This is a genomic window from Catenulispora acidiphila DSM 44928 (assembly GCF_000024025.1).
Classification (GTDB): Bacteria; Actinomycetota; Actinomycetes; order Streptomycetales; family Catenulisporaceae; genus Catenulispora; species Catenulispora acidiphila.
Genome location: NC_013131.1, coordinates 345,986 through 360,385 on the forward strand (window position 1 = coordinate 345,986; position 14,400 = coordinate 360,385).

A 14,400-nucleotide genomic window follows, 5' to 3' on the forward strand; every position below is an offset into this window, starting at 1 on the left:
TGTGCTGACTCGCGACTCAGCCGGCGAAGAAGCTCGCCGCCGCCGACGCCAGCAGGAACGGATCGTCCGCCCCGCCCATCTCGCGCGCCGAGTGCATCGACAGCGACGTGATCCCCACGTCGAACGTCGTCACGCCGAGCTTCGCCGCGGTGATCGGCCCGATCGTGGTCCCGCACGGCAGCGAGTTCTTCCCCACGAAGTACTGCGTCGGGATCCCCGCGCGCTCGCAGACGTCGGTCCAGATCGCGCGGCCGAGCCCGTCGGTGGCGTAGCGCTGGTTGACGTTCGTCTTCAGCGCCGGGCCGCCGTTGAGCCGGGGGCGGTGGCCGGGCTCGTGGCGCTCGGGGTAGTTCGGGTGGACCGCGTGGCTCATGTCGCTGGACATGACCACGGTCGCGGCCAGGGCCCGCGCGTAGTCGTCCGCGCTCCCGCCGAGCTGCGCCTGGGTCACGCGGCTCAGGATGGTGCCGAGCAGCGGCCCGCCCGCGCCGGTGTCCGACTCGCTGCCGGTCTCCTCGTGGTCGAACGCGGCGAGCACCGGGATCGCCGTCAGCGGTCCGCCGGCGCCGGAAGCCGCCGCGATCAGCGCCTGTACCCCGGCGTGCACCGAGACCAGGTTGTCCATCCGCGGGGCGGCGATCATCTCCTGGTCGCGGCCCAGGTAGGTCGGCGGGGTCACGTCGTGCAGCATCAGGTCGAAGCCCATGACGTCGGAGGCCGAGACGCCCGCCTCCTTCGCCGCGAACTCGATCAGCGCGCCGTCCTCGACCGGGCCCAGACCCCACGCCGGGGTCAGGTGCTGCTGCTTGTCCAGCAGCAGCCCGCTGTCGTTCACGCCGCGGTCCAGGTGGACGGCCAGCTGCGGCACGCGCATCAGCGCGCGGTCGACGTGCACCAGCGCCGCCTCGCCGCCGCGCAGCACCAGCCGCCCGGCCAGGCCCAGGTCGCGGTCCAGCCAGGAGTTCAGCAGCGGCCCGCCGTACAGCTCGACCGCCACCTGCCGGAAGCCCGCCGAGCCGGTGTCCGGCAGCGGCTTGACCCGCAGGTTGGGGGAGTCGGTGTGGGCGCCGACGACCCGGAACCCGGTCGGCGCCGCCGCGCCCTCGGGCAGGTACCAGGCGATGATCGCCGCGCCGCGGATGGCGTAGAACCCGCCGCCGTCGGCGCTCTCCCACCCGGCGGATTGCCTGAGCTGGCGGAACCCGGCGGCCTCGAGGCGGGCGGCCGCGTTCGTGACCGCGTGGTACGGGGTCGGCGAGGCGGCGAGGAAGGCGAGGAGGTCGTCCGTGTGGGCGCGATCGAATATCGGCATGGGTCGAGCATAAAACGACGGCTCCCCCGCCACCTGGAGTGACAGGGGAGCCGTGGATTTCGTTATGGCAGTGGAACCCGCATGCGGGCCTTACCGCCGTCACCCTTCACCGGTGCGCACCTGCGCCGACGACCTCGTCGTCCAGGTCGCTGACGACCGGCCGCCCAACCCCGGCGGTCGCGGACGCCACACCCTTGTGCCCGGGCCACCACGCCTTGGCTCCCATCAGCGCCGTGACGGCCGGCACCAGGAACATCGACATCACGAACGCCGCGATGCTGATGCCGAACGACACCGCGAACCCGATCTGCTGCATCATCGCCAGCCCGCCCAGCATCAGCGAGGCGAACGTGCCGGCCAGGATCAGCCCGGCCGAGGCGACCGACGGCCCGGCGTGCTCGACGGCCAGCGCCGCCGCGCGCCGCGGGTCGTGGCCCTCGCGGGCCTCCTCGCGGAGCCGGGAGATCATCAGGATGTTGTAGTCGGTGCCGATCGCCACCACGAACAGGTAGACCATGACCGGCAGCATGAACATCATGCCGGGCTTGTTCTGGACGGTCTGGAACATCAGCACCGAGGCGCCCAGGGTTCCGGTGTAGCCCAGACCCACGGCGACCATCAGGTACAGCGGCGCGACCAGGGCCCGCAGCTGCAGCGCCAGCACCAGGAAGATCAGCAGCCCGGCGACCGGCAGGATCAGCGCCAGGTCGGAGTTGTTCGCCGCCTGGATGTCGGACAGCGCCGCGGTCCCGCCGCCGACCAGCGCCTTGGCTCCGGCCGGGACGGTGCTGTGCGCGGCGCTCTTCAGCGGGCCGTCGACCGCGCTCATCGCGGCCGCGGCGAACGGCGAATCCTTGGTCAGCACCTGGATGTGCGCCGCGGTTCCGGCCTGGTTGTACTCGACCGTGGCGCCCTTGGTGCCGGCCGGGGAGCCCGGCTTGACCGGGAACGGCATCAGGCCGCTGAGCTCCGGCGAGGCCGCGCCGAGCCCGTCGGCGTAGGTCTGGAGCTTGGCCTGGTCCAGCGGCTTGCCGTCGGTAGAGGTGACGATCACGTCCGTCGCGGCGGTCGCGCCCTGGGCGAAGCCGGCCTTCTGCATGTCCTTGATAGCGATCGTGGACTCGACGCCTCCCGGCATCTGCGACTGCTGGTCGTAGTCCGCCTTGAAGCCGACCGCGCCGACCGCCAGCCCCGCCATGATGACGAAGGAGACCGCGGCCACCGCGGCCGGGCGCTTGCCGACCAGGTTGCCCACCTTGCGGGCCGGGCCCGCGGTCGGGACGCGGCGCCACTTCTTGCCGGGCCAGAAGATCTTCGTGCCCAGCGTCACCATCAGCGCCGGGACCAGGGTCAGACCGGCCAGCAGCATCACCGCGACCGCGATGGCCAGCGCCGGGCCCAGCGAGGTGAAGGCCTTGAAGGTGGCCAGTCCCAGGGCGCAGAAGGCGATGATGACCGCGGCCGCGGCCGAGGCTATGGCCTCGCCGACGCGCTCGACGGTGGTCGCCACCGCCTGCTGGATCGTGTCCCCGGCCCGCAGCCGTTCCCGCAGCCGGAACAGCAGGAAGACGATGTAGTCGGTCCCGATGCCGAACAGCACCACGACCAGCATGATCTCCAGGAAGGACTGCACGTGCAGTCCGAACCCCTTGGCCATCAGCGCGATGACCGGCTGGGAGACCATCATCACCAGGAACACCGACAGGATCGGCAGCAGGACCGCGATGACGCCCCGGAAGATGAAGCCCATCAGGACGATGATCAGCAGCAGCGTGGCCATCATGACGATGCCGGTGGCCTTGTTCGAGGAGTCCGAGGTGTCCAGGCCCATGGCCGCGTCGCCGGTCACCTCGGCCTTCATGCCGGAGCCGTTCAGCTTGGCCGCCAGGTCCGCGCGCAGTGCCTTGACGGCGTCGCTGCTCGCCTTCTGGTCGCCCTGGTCGGCGGTCAGCTTGGCGAACATCAGCTGCGCGGTCTGCTTCGGCGAGACCTGGCCGGCCTGCACCCCGGCGACCCCGGTGATGTGGTCGCCGGTCAAGGTGGTGGCCAGGTCAGAGACCTTCTGCTGCTCCGCGGCGGAGAGCGCGCCGTCGCCGACCGGCCGGATCACGATGGTCGCGACCTGCCCGACGGTGGAGGGGAACTCCGCGTCCAGGGCGTTCTTGGCCTGGACGGACTCGTACTTGGAGGGCAGGAAGGAGGACTGGTTGTCGTTGGTGACGCTGGACAGCTGCGGGCCGAAGGCGACGAGCGCCACGGCCGCGATGATCCAGCCGACAATGATCTTCCAGGGATTGTGGACGACGAAGCGTCCGAGCCGTCCGAACATGGGCGAACTCCTGTGGCGGTTCCGACTGCGGTCAACGGACTTCGAGATATGTCTTGTGCAAGCTTTCACAAACTTACCGTGCGGCAAGTAGACTGGGCCGTGAGAATTCGCTCCTGAGAGGGTCCATGAGACGCAACTCACAGTCGGAGCACGACCCCGGCGGTACCAAGGAACGCATCCAGCACGTCGCGCTGGAGCTGTTCGTCCTGCACGGGTATGAGAAGACCTCACTGCGCGAGATCTCCGACCGCCTCGGCATCACCAAGGCCGCGCTGTACTACCACTACGCGTCCAAGCAGGAGCTGCTGAAGTCGGTCACCCAGCCGCTGATCGACGAGTTCGAACTCCTGGTCGCCGGCGATCCGGATCCCGAGACGCTGCTGCGTTCCTACGTCGACCTGCTGCATCGGCACCAGGCGGTCTTCCAGTTGGTCGCCAACGACCACGCCAGCCTGGCCGCCGCCGAGCTGGTCGAGCGCTCGGTGAAGCTGCGGCGGGACGTCGTGCGCAGGCTGGCCGGCCCCGAGCCGCAGCCCGCCGACTACATCCGCGCCGCGGCTGCGTTCGGAGCCATATCGCAGGGCTTCATGCTCGCGCGGCGCGTCGAGCCGGCGGCCGATCCGGCGCTGCCGGACGTCGAGGCGACCGCGGAGAAGGCTGCCGAGACGGCTGCCGGACTACCGGCTCCGGCGGACTACCCCGAGGGCGCCGAGCTCACGCGGATCTTGATGGACACCGCGCTGGCGGTGCTGCGCTCCGGGTCCTGACGCCCGGGCACCGAAAAACCCTGATTCGCCCACCCCCACCACGCCTATCCTGGTGGGGATGGATCTCGCGCTGCTGAGGACGTTCCTCGCCGTCCACCGCGCCGGCTCGCTCACCCGGGCCGCCGCGGATCTCGGCGTGTCCCAGCCCGCGGTGACCGCGCAGGTCAGGACGCTGGAGCAACGCGTCGGCCGCGAGCTGTTCGTCCGGCTGCCGCGCGGCGTCGCGCCCACGGCGGCCGCCGACGAGCTGGCCCGGGCGATCGCGCCGCATCTGGACGCGCTCGCCGCGGTCGCGCACGAGACGCTGGTCCCGGATTCCGGGCCGCTCGCCGCGGTACGCCTCGGCTGTCCGGCTAGTCTGACCACGACGCTACTGCTTCCGGCCCTCGCTCCCTTGGTGGACGAGGGCCTTCGCGTGGTCGTGGCCGGCGGGCGCAGCGACGACCTGGTCGCGCAGCTGGCGACCGGCCGCCTGGACCTGACGCTCGCGGTCACCAGACCGAGGCTGCCCGGAGTGACGGTGATCCCGCTCGCCGACGAGGAGTACGCGCTGGTCGGGGCGCCGCGCTGGAAGCCCTTCGACCGCACGGGCCGCACGCCGCTGCTCGACCTCTCGGAGAATCTTCCTTATATAAGTCTCTACTGGTCGTCCGTATACGACACCCGACCCACATCCGACGCCGCGCTGGTCATCCCCGACCTGCGCGGCGTTCTCGATGCGGCGGTCGCCGGCTGCGGCGCGGCGGTCCTGCCCCTGCCGCTGTGCGCCCCGGCGCTCGACGACTGGACACTGGTCCTGCTCGACGAGCCCGAGATTCCGCCGATCCGGACGCTGTTCGTCGCGGTGCGCGGGCAGCGGGCCCGGTCGGCGGCGGTGGCGCGGGTCCGGGACCGGCTGGTCGCTGTCGCCTCGCGCTGGTAGCTCCGTAGCGCTGTAGCTCCACTGGGACCGCAAGACGGAGCGCCCCGATGGCAAAGCGATGGCCAAGTCTGAGTCAAGAGTCACGGCCCGGACCTGTGCCTGCCTGGCCCACAGTGGCAGAGCGGATACGGGCTTTGCTTGGGTGTTCTACAGTGGGCGGGTCTGCCCAAGGGGGTTCCGAGCACCATGGAGACTTGTCATCACTGCGGGACCGTCCTGCCGAAAACGCCGGGCGCTCGCTATTGCCCGAATTGCGGAGAGATGTCCGCGTCGTTTACGGCAGCGGCGTCCGATCCGTCCCAGGCTTACGCGGCCGTGGCAGCCCATGGCCAGGGTGGTTCGGGCCTCCCGCCCGATCGCGGGATGACGTGGGAGCTGCCGGCGCAGGGCCAGGCCCAGGAAGCGACCCAGGCCATCCCGGCGCAGAACGGTTCGCTGAACCCTGATTCGCTGAACCCTGAGGTGTACGCCAGCCTGTTCCGCCCTGAGGGCGCTCCGGCGCGCGCGAACCCGAACGCCACGCAGGTCATGCCGTCGGTCCCGGACGACTACGGCCGGCCCGGGTACGACCAGGACGGCTATCCGCAGGCCGGATACGACCAGCGTGCTGCGAACCAGCCCGCCTACGACCAGCCGATCGACTACCAGGCCGCGGGCGGCGGCGCCTACGCCGAGCCTTACGAGACCGGATACGCCGACGACTACCCGGACGAGCCCAGCGCCCGTCCGTCCAATCGCGGGACGAAGATCGGCATCGGTGTCGCGGCCGGCGCGGTGCTGGTGATCGTGATCTCGCTGATCACCCTCGGCGGCGGCAGCTCGAAGCCCTCCGCCGGACCGGCCAACACGCCGGGCACGGTCACCACGCCGACCGTGCCGCCGAGCACCTCCGCGCCGCAGGTCGCGGCCAGCGACCCGGCCACCTCCACGCCGAGCAGCCCGGCCAGCTCGACGTCGCACGCCCCGGGGACGCTGCAGCTCGGCGACTCCGGCGCCGAAGTGAAGTGGCTGCAGACGCGGCTGCACCAGCTGGGCGTCTACAACGGCCCGATCAACAGCAAGTTCGACGCCGCCACGCAGGCCGCGGTCGCCGCGTTCCAGGCGAAGACCCACGCGAGCGACCCCGCGGGCGTCGTCGGCCGGTCCACCAAGACCGCGCTGATCGCGGCGGGGAGCAAGCCGACCCTGATGGGGCAGGTGCCGAATCTGCCCGGCGGTCCGCTCGGCGGGGACAAGCACCACCGGGGCAACAACCCCGCGGACGTGAAGCGGCTGCAGCAGGCGCTGGCCGTCGCGCTGAACACGAACCTGAAGGCCACCGGCCAGTTCGACCTGGACACCTTCGGCGCGGTGGTGCAGTACCAGGGCGCGATGCACATGACGCCGGACGGGCTGGTCAACGGCACGGTGTGGGCGGCGCTGCAGCAGGGGCGGATCTCGGGCTGAGGACGGTCGGCGCGCGTTGGCGCGTTGGTGCGTCGGCACGCGTCGGCGGCGTGTTGGCGTGTCGGTGCCTCGGGTGCGTGCCGACGCGCCCGCACCGCCAGGCCGGAGCACGAAGGAAGCGGCCGTCGCCGGGCGTCGGCTGCTTCCAGCCTTCGGCCCGGCTAGCGCTTTTTGGGCGCCCGCAGCTCGGAGGCGTCCTTCAGCCCGACCTCGACCAGCAGCGCGTCGCGTTCCGAGCGCGGGATCGAGGTCCACCGCTGGCCGCGCAGCGCGCCCTCCAGCGCCAGCAGCATGTGCGCGCACTCGTTGCCCTCGGCGGTGTGGGCGATCAGCTGCCATACCTCGATGGCGCCGCGCTCACGGACCTCGTCCAGGGTCGTGACGCCGACGTCGCGGAGCCGTTGTGTCAACACCGGCCCTATGTTCACGGCGTTCTGGATCAGGGTGACCGTCTCAGTCGAACTCACGCCTCCAGCCTGACCCGGGACGCCGGAGCGGGCATCCCGGACTGACCCGTCAGGGGACACCGACGGGTCCGGCCGCCTCAGAGGACCGTCACCGGCTCCTCGGTCACCTCGCCGTCGACGATCCGGAACGAGCGGAACTGGAAGTCGCCGAGTTTGTCGGTGTCGCGCGTGGACACCAGCACGTAATGCGCATTGGGTTCAGAGGCATAACTGATGTCGGTCCGCGAGGGACGAGCCTCGGTCGAGGTGTGCGAGTGGTAGACGATCACCGGCTCCTCGTCGCGGTCGTCCATCTCCCGCCACACCTTGAACTGCTCGGCCGGGTCCAGCCGGTAGAACGTCGGCGAGCGCTCGGCGTTGGCCATCGGCACGAAGCGCTCGGGGCGGTCGGAGCCCTCCGGCCCGGCGACGATCCCGCAGGCCTCGTCGGGGTGGTCCCGGCGGGCGTGCGCGACGATCGCGTCGTAGATCTCCTGCGAGACGGTCAGCATGCCGACCACGGTAGGCCAACCACCCGATCGGGCGCATCGCCGCATCGCCTGGCGGGATCGGCGGCAGGGGTAGGGGCATGACGACCAGGACCGGCCGCGAGAGCGGTCCCAACCCGCCGGGCGATTCCGCGGCGGCCCGCGTCGCGCCGCGCATCGTGTTCATCGCTGCCGCCGCGGCCTTGGGCGGCTTCCTGTTCGGCTACGACTCCGCGGTGATCAACGGCGCGGTCACCGGGATCCAGCACGACTTCAACGTCGGCAGCGGGACGACCGGCTTCGTCGTCGCCGCGGCCCTGCCCGGCGCCGCCGCCGGGGCGATCGCCGGCGGCTGGATGGCCGACCGGATCGGCCGGATCCGCGCCATGCAGATCGCGGCGGTCCTGTTCATCATCAGCGGCATCGGCAGCATGTTCGCCTTCCAGCCCTGGGACCTGACGATCTGGCGCATCCTCGGCGGCTTCGCTATCGGCATCGCCTCGGTGATCGGCCCGGCCTACATCGCCGAGGTCTCCCCGCCGGCCTTCCGCGGCCGGCTGACCTCCTTCCAGCAGCTGGCGATCGTGCTGGGCATCGCGATCTCCGCGCTCGTCAACTATCTGATCAACCAGTGGGCCGGCGGCACCAACACTGACCACCTCGGCGGGCTGGCCGCCTGGCGCTGGATGCTCGGCGCCGAGGTGATCCCGGCGATCTTGTACGGCGTGCTGAGCACGATGATCCCGGAGTCGCCGCGCTTCCTGGTCGCGAACGGCGAGGACGACCGGGCCCGCGAGGTGCTCGCCGAGGTCGAGGGCACACACGCGAACGTCGCCGACCGCATCGCCGAGATCCGCGATCAGCTGGCCGGGGAGGTCAAACCGAAGCTGGCGGACCTGCTCACCCCGAGCCGGAAGAACCTGCTGGCGGTGGTCTGGATCGGCATCGGACTCTCGGTGCTGCAACAGTTCGTCGGCATCAACGTGATCTTCTATTACAGCTCCCTGCTGTGGCAGTCGGTCGGCATCGACACCTCCAACTCGCTGCTGATCTCGATGATCTCCGCGGCGGTGAACATCGCCGGCACCGTGGTGGCGATGGCGCTGGTGGACCGGATCGGCCGGCGTCCGCTGCTGCTGATCGGCTCGGTGGGGATGGCGGTGACGCTGGGGCTGTGCGCCTGGATGTTCTCCTACGGCACGCACGCCAACGGCAAGACCACCCTGCCGAAGGCCCAGGGCGTCACGGCGCTGCTCGGCGCGAACGCCTACGTGTTCTTCTTCGCGATGTCCTGGGGCGTCGTGGTCTGGGTGCTGCTCGGCGAGATGTTCCCGAACCGGATCCGCGCCGTGGCGCTGTCGGTCGCGGCCAGCGCGCAGTGGCTGGCGAACTGGTTGGTGACGGTCTCGTTCCCGTCGCTGTCCCGCTGGAGCCTGGCCGGGGCGTACTCGCTCTACGCGATCGCGGCGGCGGTCTCCATCCCCTTCGTGTACTACCTTGTCCGGGAAACGAAGGGAAAAACCTTGGAATCGATGGGATAGGTGTCGCGTAAGGACCCTTCTGCGTCGCAGGATGGACCCATGGGCCTTGACTTCCGCACCGACCCGGAGACGCTCCGCGAGATCGTCGACGATCCCGCGGCACTGGCGGCCCGCATCCACACCCTGGCCGCCCTCGACATGGACGAGCACCCCGAAGCCCGCTCCGAGTACGCCACCCTCCTGCGCATCGCCGGCCGCCTCGACGACGCCGCCCTGGAGGCCGAACTCACCCTCGCCGCCGCCGACCTGGCCGGCGACCTCCGCCGCATGGTCCGCGCCACCCTCCTGGTCGGCCACGTCCGCCAATACCGCGGCGAATGGGACCAGGCCGACACCATGTTCCACCGAGCAGAGAAACTTGCCCTGTATCTCAAGGACGACCGCCTGGTAGCCGCCGCGGCCCACCACTCCGGCCGCAGCTTCTACGACCAGGGCAAGCACGTGGAAGCCGCCCTGCGCTTCCGCCTCGCCCTGGAGATCGACACGAGGATCGGCAGCCCGAAGGTGTCCGCCGTGTGGGAGGCGTTCGAGGCGGCGATGGCGAAGTTGTAAGCGGTGGGGGCGGCGGTTTGTGTGAGACCGCCGCTCATCCGCCGGAGAACCGGCTCTGTTGTCAGTGCCCGTCGAGTCTGAAGCTCGCGACCACATATTCCGGATCCGGTCGGCGCACATCCTGCTCCGGCAGCGCCTCCAGCGCGCGGCAGATCTCTGCGATCCGCGCGGGATCCGCCCGCCGCGCCCACCCCGCCTGCTCTCGCAGCCGCCGGGCCCACGCTTTCGGCGTCTGCCCCTGCCCGTGCCCCACGTACCGAGCCGTCCCCGCGGCCTCCAAGCCCACCGCCGCCGCCAGCTCCCGCACCCGCTCCGCCTGGTCGCTGGCCGGCGGCGCCAGCTCCTGCCGGGCCGCGCGCATGATCGCGCCGACATCGGTGTTCATGCCGAACTGCGCGGAGTCCTTGTCCACCGTCGTCACCATCACCCCGCCCGGCCGCAGGACCCGCGCCGCCTCCGCCACCGCCGCGGCCACCACCGCCTCGTCGACCAGATGCAGCAGCCACATGAACGTCACCGCGTCCACCGCTCCCGACGCCAGCGGCAGCCGTGTCGCGTCCCCTCGCACCGCGCGTCCAGTGCCGCCGAGCCGAGGTCGGGCCAGCGCCAGCATCCCGGCCGCCATGTCGACGCCGATCACCGTCCGGTCCGGCGTCCTCAGCAGCTCCGACACGATGCCGGTCCCGCAAGCCACATCGAGCAGCACCGCGCAGTCCTTCGGTACCAGCTCCAGCACCGCGTCCGCCGCCGCGCGGGCCCGCTCCACGCCGCCGCGGGTCTGGTCGTAGCGGGCGGCTTCAAGGTCGTAGTCCAACACGCTGGAGACGATACGAGACGTCCTCCCACCGCCGCCTACTCCCCGAAGAGTACGGACGCGACCTCCCCCGGCCGGACGCCCGCCTGCTTCCGCCGGGAGCAGGATCGGCGTAGACAGGAACGCAGGACCCTACTCAGGGAGAGCCCATGCACCCCCGCACCTTCCGCTTCGCCGTCGTCGCGGCCCTCGCCCCGACCGCCCAGGCCTGGCAGGAGCTGGCCCGGCGGGCTGAGGAACTCGGCTACGACACGCTGCTGGCCCCGGACACCATGACCACCCTGGAGCCGTTCACGGCCCTGGCCGCCGCCGCGACCGCCACCGAGCGGCTGCGCGTGGGCACCTTCGTCCTGCCGGCGCCGTTCTACCCGCCCTCGGAGATCGCCTGGCGCGCGCTGGCGCTGGACCTGCTCTCCGGCGGACGCTTCGACCTGGGCCTGGGCGCCGGCCGCCCCGGAGCCGAGGACGAGGTCGTGCACCGCGAGCGGCGCTTCGGCACGCCGGCCGAGCGCGTGAAACAGCTCTCTGACGCCCTGCACATCGTCAAGGAGGAGCTCGCCGCCGCGGCGGCCGGCCGCTCCCCGCTCAAGCCGGTCCAGAAGCCGCACCCGCCGATCCTGGTCGCTGCCGCCGGACCCAAGATGTTCCAGCTCGCCGCCGCCGAAGCCGACATCCTGACCCTCGGGCTGGACCCGCGCACCACCGAGGACGGCCTCGCGGCGAAGATCGCCGAGCTGCGCGCCATCGCGGGCTCCCGCGTCGACGACCTCGAACTCAGCTACAACCTGGCCGGTGTCGGCACCGAGCTGCCGGGCTTCCTGAGCCAGCAGATGGGCGTCGATCCCGCCGAACTCATCCGCACCGGCGCTCCGGCCGTCCTCACCGGCACGCCGCAGGAGATGGCCGACAAGCTGCGCCGCCGCCGCGACACCCTCGGGATCTCCTACATCGCCGTGAACGGAATGTTCTTGGAGCAGCTGGCGCCGGTGGTCGAGATGCTGGCTGGAAAATGACCAGCTGAGGCCTCACCTGACGCCTCGCCCCTAAGCCGGAATCCGATCCGCCGGCATCCCCGGCCCGATCTCGGCCCGGATCTCCGCCGGATCCTCCACGACTCCGCAGTGCGCGCACACCGTCTTCTGCGTGACCCCGGTCCCGCACACCGAGTGCACGTAAAGAATCGGCGGCTCCCCATCCGTCGCCCACTGGTCGCCCCACTCCGAGAGCGCGACCAGCGAGTGCGCCAGCGCCCGCCCCTTGTCGGTCAGCAGGTACTCGTACTGCTCCCGCTGCTGCGAGTACTGATGCCGCCGCATGACACCCGTCTCGACCAAGCCGTCGAGGCGGGTCTTGAGCACGTTGGTCGCGATCCCCAGGCTCCGCTGGAAGTCGCTGTACCGTGTCGCGCCGCCGAACAGCGCGTCCCGCACGATCAGCAGGCTCCAGCGCTCGCCGACCACCTCCAGCGCCCTCGCGATCGAGCACACCTGCGAGTCGTACGTCTTCCCCAGCATGCGTCCAGTGTAGCGAATCGCTTGCATGATGAAAGTCGTTCGCTCTAGGCTGACTTGCATGATGCAAGCCACAGCCGAACAGCAGCAGCGCCCCTACACCACCGGCTTCACCGTCGCCCGGACCCCGCGCGCGGCGTACGACGCCGTCCTCGACGTCCGCGGCTGGTGGTCCGCGGCCGTCGAGGGAGTTACCGACCAGGTCGGCGGCGTCTTCGACTACCGGTTCCAGGACGTCCACCGCTGCAAGGTCCGGGTCGCGGAGCTCGTCCCGGAGCAGAAGGTGGTCTGGCACGTCGAGGAGAACTACTTCAACTTCATCGCGGACCAGACCGAATGGACGGGCACTGACATCGTCTTCGAGATCTCGCCGGCGCCGGACGGCGGCGCCGAGATCCGCTTCACCCACATCGGATTGCTCCCGCAGGACGAGTGCTACGACGTCTGCTCCAACGCCTGGGGCGGCTACATCGCCGGCAGCCTGCGCGCCCTGATCGAGACCGGCCAGGGCCACCCCAACCCGAAGCACGACGGAGACGCCCCGTCCCACCAGGACGCTGCTTCCGCCATCCGGGCCGAGCGCCGGCCCTAAATCAGGGCACGAACAGGGCCGTACTCATACCAGGGCTCGGTCAGGATCCGCTCCGGACCCTCGGCGTGCCCGCGACCGCTGACCCGGTAGTACAGCATCCGCCGCGTCGTGTCCGACTCGTAGTTCCCGCCGATGTTGTGCCCGAGCAGATAGTGCGCGAGCAGCAGGTCGCCGGCGCGCGCGGTGACCTGTTCCGGCTCGGGCAGCTCGATGTCCGGGTACGCGCAGTACATCTCGATGCCGCGCTCGCGGAAGTACTCCGCGTGCGTGCGGTGCGTCCCCGGCCAGACCCACAGGTTCCCCGAGTTCTCCCGCAGCTGGTCGGTGACGAACACGCCGGCCAGCAGCGTGAAACTGTTCGGCGTGAAGCCCGGCGTCGGCTCGCTGATCGCGGCGTCGATGTGCGGCCGCCCCGGCCGGTGCGAGAACGGCGGGATGTTCAGCGCCACCTGCACCTGCTGCGGCGTCTCCAGAAGCCCGGGACCGGTCAGCGCCTCGGCGTACCCGAAAGCGCTGTCCATCAGCGTCTCGAGCAACTCCGGCTCGTCCGCCGCCGCCGGAAAGTAGAAGTGGTGGCCGACCTGTCCCTGCGCCGGCGGGTTGGCGGCGATCAGCTCGTCGATCCGCTTGTTCGCTTTTGCCACGACGTTCCGAGCCACCACACCCGGGACGACGACGTACCCCCGCTCGCCGAATTCCTTCAGCTGTTCAGTGCTCAACACCTCGCCAGCGTAGGCACGGCGGCTAAGACCGGGCGACGGGTTTTAGACCGTCACCGCGGTCGCCGGCACCGGGCTCGCCGGCGACCAGCCCGGGCCGCGCAGCACGTAACCGAACCGTGCCCGCCAGCCTGCGGCGCCGCGCACGTCCCGCGCGATCGCGGCGTATTCGTGCGCTGCGACACGCAGCGGATTGAACGTCCCGATGTTCTTCGTCAGCCCGTACTCCACCGGCTCGCCCTCGGGCTCGAAAGACCGGAACAGCCGGTCGAAGACGATGAACACGCCGCCGTAGTTCTTGTCCAGGTAGCCCTGGTTCGAGCCGTGGTGCACGCGGTGGTGCGAGGGCGTGTTCATCACGAACTCGATCGGGCGCCACATCGTGGCGATCCGCTCGGTGTGGATCCAGAACTGGTAGAGCAGGTTCATCGCCGCCGTCGCGAAGATCATGTACGACGGGAACCCGACCAGCGCCAGCGGCAGCAGGAAGATCGTGTTGCCGACCCCGGTCCAGGTCTGGCGCAGCGCCGTGGACAGGTTGTAGTGCCGGCTGGAGTGGTGCACCACATGCGACGCCCACAGGATGCGGACGCGGTGGTTGGCGCGGTGCTCCCAGTAGTAGAAGAAGTCGTACGCCACGAAGAGCACGAGCCAGCCGGTCAGCGAACTGGCGATATGCCACGGCGCGAGCGCGTGCACGCCGGCCACCGCGGCGACCGTCACCAGTCCCCAGCCGAGGTTGCAGACGATCGAGCCGATGCCCATCGTCAGCGACGTCGCGGTGTCCTTGACGGTGTAGCCCTGCTCGACCGGGTCCGGGAAGAACCGCAGCGAGAGCAGCTCCAGTGCCATGAACAGCACATAGAAGGGGATCGCGAGGGTCGTGAGGTCTATGCCGTCGATCACAAGGCGCATGTTACTGAGCGGTAGCGCACCTGACCAGAGGTCGGTGCGCCACCGC

At 70.4% G+C, this 14,400-nt stretch carries 15 protein-coding genes; 7 read left to right on the top strand and 8 right to left on the bottom strand.

Translation table 11 applies throughout. The annotated features are described in order from the left end of the window. Positions 1 to 16: 16 nt before the first annotated feature. Both CACI_RS01530 and CACI_RS01535 read right to left on the bottom strand, forming a co-directional pair. Positions 17 to 1,312, bottom strand: coding sequence for a M18 family aminopeptidase (locus CACI_RS01530; RefSeq protein WP_012784555.1), 1,296 nt, complete (start codon positions 1,310 to 1,312; stop codon positions 17 to 19). A 106-nt stretch (positions 1,313 to 1,418) separates the two neighbouring features. Continuing rightward, positions 1,419 to 3,641 (bottom strand): MMPL family transporter, encoded by a 2,223-nt coding sequence (locus tag CACI_RS01535; RefSeq protein ID WP_012784556.1) that lies wholly within the window; start codon positions 3,639 to 3,641, stop codon positions 1,419 to 1,421. Positions 3,642 to 3,766: 125 nt separating this feature from the next. On the opposite strand from CACI_RS01535, the gene CACI_RS01540 reads away from it, so the two are divergent. The 3 genes from CACI_RS01540 (at position 3,767) to CACI_RS01550 (ending at position 6,776) form a co-directional block, all read left to right on the top strand. Next, on the top strand, positions 3,767 to 4,408 hold the full coding sequence (locus tag CACI_RS01540) for a TetR/AcrR family transcriptional regulator (RefSeq protein WP_012784557.1): 642 nt from the start codon (positions 3,767 to 3,769) through the stop codon (positions 4,406 to 4,408). A gap of 58 nt (positions 4,409 to 4,466) precedes the next feature. Further along, positions 4,467 to 5,330: a LysR family transcriptional regulator gene (locus tag CACI_RS01545; protein ID WP_012784558.1), complete on the top strand. Its 864-nt coding sequence runs from the start codon at positions 4,467 to 4,469 to the stop codon at positions 5,328 to 5,330. A 363-nt stretch (positions 5,331 to 5,693) separates the two neighbouring features. Further along, complete coding sequence (locus tag CACI_RS01550; protein WP_012784559.1) at positions 5,694 to 6,776, top strand: peptidoglycan-binding domain-containing protein; 1,083 nt, start codon at positions 5,694 to 5,696, stop codon at positions 6,774 to 6,776. A gap of 161 nt (positions 6,777 to 6,937) precedes the next feature. Here the strand turns inward: CACI_RS01550 and CACI_RS01555 are convergent, their stop codons facing one another. Next, positions 6,938 to 7,243 (bottom strand): TfoX/Sxy family DNA transformation protein, encoded by a 306-nt coding sequence (locus tag CACI_RS01555; protein WP_012784560.1) that lies wholly within the window; start codon positions 7,241 to 7,243, stop codon positions 6,938 to 6,940. Positions 7,244 to 7,320: 77 nt separating this feature from the next. Next, positions 7,321 to 7,734, bottom strand: a complete 414-nt coding sequence (locus CACI_RS01560) for a Mov34/MPN/PAD-1 family protein (protein WP_012784561.1) — start codon at positions 7,732 to 7,734, stop codon at positions 7,321 to 7,323. Positions 7,735 to 7,811: 77 nt separating this feature from the next. Between CACI_RS01560 and CACI_RS01565 the strand changes: the two genes are divergently transcribed. Together CACI_RS01565 and CACI_RS01570 are read left to right on the top strand one after the other, a co-directional pair. Next, positions 7,812 to 9,251, top strand: coding sequence for a sugar porter family MFS transporter (locus tag CACI_RS01565; protein ID WP_012784562.1), 1,440 nt, complete (start codon positions 7,812 to 7,814; stop codon positions 9,249 to 9,251). A gap of 39 nt (positions 9,252 to 9,290) precedes the next feature. Further along, positions 9,291 to 9,803: a tetratricopeptide repeat protein gene (locus CACI_RS01570; RefSeq protein WP_012784563.1), complete on the top strand. Its 513-nt coding sequence runs from the start codon at positions 9,291 to 9,293 to the stop codon at positions 9,801 to 9,803. Positions 9,804 to 9,864: 61 nt separating this feature from the next. Here the strand turns inward: CACI_RS01570 and CACI_RS01575 are convergent, their stop codons facing one another. Continuing rightward, positions 9,865 to 10,620 carry a class I SAM-dependent methyltransferase gene (locus tag CACI_RS01575; RefSeq protein WP_012784564.1) on the bottom strand — a complete coding sequence of 252 codons (756 nt, stop codon included), beginning with the start codon at positions 10,618 to 10,620 and terminating at the stop codon, positions 9,865 to 9,867. Between the two features lie 146 nt (positions 10,621 to 10,766). Between CACI_RS01575 and CACI_RS01580 the strand changes: the two genes are divergently transcribed. Beyond that, positions 10,767 to 11,630 (top strand): TIGR03621 family F420-dependent LLM class oxidoreductase, encoded by an 864-nt coding sequence (locus tag CACI_RS01580; protein WP_012784565.1) that lies wholly within the window; start codon positions 10,767 to 10,769, stop codon positions 11,628 to 11,630. A 30-nt stretch (positions 11,631 to 11,660) separates the two neighbouring features. Here the strand turns inward: CACI_RS01580 and CACI_RS01585 are convergent, their stop codons facing one another. Next, positions 11,661 to 12,131: a winged helix-turn-helix transcriptional regulator gene (locus CACI_RS01585; RefSeq protein ID WP_041540959.1), complete on the bottom strand. Its 471-nt coding sequence runs from the start codon at positions 12,129 to 12,131 to the stop codon at positions 11,661 to 11,663. A gap of 58 nt (positions 12,132 to 12,189) precedes the next feature. On the opposite strand from CACI_RS01585, the gene CACI_RS01590 reads away from it, so the two are divergent. Then, positions 12,190 to 12,720, top strand: coding sequence for an SRPBCC family protein (locus CACI_RS01590; RefSeq protein ID WP_012784567.1), 531 nt, complete (start codon positions 12,190 to 12,192; stop codon positions 12,718 to 12,720). On the opposite strand, the gene CACI_RS01595 is transcribed toward CACI_RS01590, so the two are convergent. Both CACI_RS01595 and CACI_RS01600 read right to left on the bottom strand, forming a co-directional pair. Then, positions 12,717 to 13,442, bottom strand: a complete 726-nt coding sequence (locus CACI_RS01595; RefSeq protein ID WP_012784568.1) for a phytanoyl-CoA dioxygenase family protein — start codon at positions 13,440 to 13,442, stop codon at positions 12,717 to 12,719. The two genes, CACI_RS01590 and CACI_RS01595, sit on opposite strands and share 4 nt — an antisense overlap. Before the next feature lie 42 nt (positions 13,443 to 13,484). Continuing rightward, a complete protein-coding gene (locus tag CACI_RS01600; protein ID WP_012784569.1) occupies positions 13,485 to 14,354 on the bottom strand; it encodes a sterol desaturase family protein in 870 nt (289 codons plus the stop codon). Between the last annotated feature and the right edge of the window lie 46 nt (positions 14,355 to 14,400).

Bases quoted from the DNA above. Each gene is read 5' to 3' on its own strand.
- CACI_RS01540 (WP_012784557.1), top strand. From the start codon at position 3,767: ATGAGACGCAACTCACAGTCGGAGCACGACCCCGGCGGTACCAAGGAA.
- CACI_RS01530 (WP_012784555.1), bottom strand. From the start codon at position 1,312: ATGCCGATATTCGATCGCGCCCACACGGACGACCTCCTCGCCTTCCTC.
- CACI_RS01590 (WP_012784567.1), top strand. From the start codon at position 12,190: ATGATGCAAGCCACAGCCGAACAGCAGCAGCGCCCCTACACCACCGGC.
- CACI_RS01580 (WP_012784565.1), top strand. From the start codon at position 10,767: ATGCACCCCCGCACCTTCCGCTTCGCCGTCGTCGCGGCCCTCGCCCCG.
- CACI_RS01565 (WP_012784562.1), top strand. From the start codon at position 7,812: ATGACGACCAGGACCGGCCGCGAGAGCGGTCCCAACCCGCCGGGCGAT.
- CACI_RS01550 (WP_012784559.1), top strand. From the start codon at position 5,694: ATGACGTGGGAGCTGCCGGCGCAGGGCCAGGCCCAGGAAGCGACCCAG.
- CACI_RS01545 (WP_012784558.1), top strand. From the start codon at position 4,467: ATGGATCTCGCGCTGCTGAGGACGTTCCTCGCCGTCCACCGCGCCGGC.
- CACI_RS01585 (WP_041540959.1), bottom strand. From the start codon at position 12,131: ATGCTGGGGAAGACGTACGACTCGCAGGTGTGCTCGATCGCGAGGGCG.
- CACI_RS01570 (WP_012784563.1), top strand. From the start codon at position 9,291: ATGGGCCTTGACTTCCGCACCGACCCGGAGACGCTCCGCGAGATCGTC.
- CACI_RS01600 (WP_012784569.1), bottom strand. From the start codon at position 14,354: ATGCGCCTTGTGATCGACGGCATAGACCTCACGACCCTCGCGATCCCC.
- CACI_RS01560 (WP_012784561.1), bottom strand. From the start codon at position 7,734: ATGCTGACCGTCTCGCAGGAGATCTACGACGCGATCGTCGCGCACGCC.
- CACI_RS01535 (WP_012784556.1), bottom strand. From the start codon at position 3,641: ATGTTCGGACGGCTCGGACGCTTCGTCGTCCACAATCCCTGGAAGATC.